We start from the raw sequence: 873 nt of genomic DNA on the forward strand, positions 1-873 counted from the left end.
GATTGCGTCATTGCAGTCATTATCAAACAAACCGCTTTGACCCACGGCATGGGAGGGAAAGCCTTGCCCGACACCGTCAGACAGGACGATACCACCTGGCTCGCCGATGCATACCGACGAACCCGGCGATTCAGCGAGCAGCTGTGTGAACCTCTGCTCGCCGAAGACATGGGCCTGCAAGCCTGCCCGGAAACCAGCCCGCCGCGCTGGCACCTGGCTCACACCACCTGGTTCTTCGAAACCTTTCTGCTCAAGCCTCACCTGCCCGGTTATCAGCCCGCCAATCCCGCATTCGAATACCTGTTCAACAGCTACTACAACGGCATCGGCGAGCAATATCCGCGCCCTCAACGCCATCTTCTATCGCGCCCCACTAACGATGAAGNGATGGCCTGGCGCCACCAGGTGGATGCCGCCATGAACGCTTTGCTGGCGCGGGCCGATAACCTCACGCCGCTGGTACAGCTGGGCATCAATCACGAACAGCAACATCAGGAACTGTTGCTCACCGACCTGAAATACAGCCTCTCCTTCAACCCCCTGTCACCGGCCATCACCCAGCCCGTGAACATTCCAGGCGACACCCCACCGCTGACTTTTCAGGGCTTCGAGGGCGGACTGGTGGAGATTGGCGCTTGCGGCGGCTTCGCGTTCGATAATGAAACACCTCGCCACAAGGCCTGGCTGGAACCGTTCCAGCTGGCCAACCGTCCCGTGACTCAGGGGGAGTTTCGCGCCTTTATTCTGGATGGCGGTTACCGCAAACCGGACCTGTGGCTTTCCGATGGCTGGAGCTGGGTGCAACAGCAACAAATCGAACGCCCGCTGTACTGGAACGCGGCACTGACCGAACACTTCACCCTGGCCGGACAG

Annotated in this window: 1 protein-coding gene; it reads left to right on the top strand. The window is 60.0% G+C overall.

Going from position 1 to position 873, the window contains the following annotated elements; translation table 11 throughout:
• Nucleotides 1–63: 63 nt before the first annotated feature.
• The coding region (locus A3730_RS05995; protein ID WP_231883864.1) for an SUMF1/EgtB/PvdO family nonheme iron enzyme at nucleotides 64–873 on the top strand (810 nt) is incomplete at its 3' end.

This window comes from Alcanivorax sp. HI0044, from assembly GCF_001634945.1.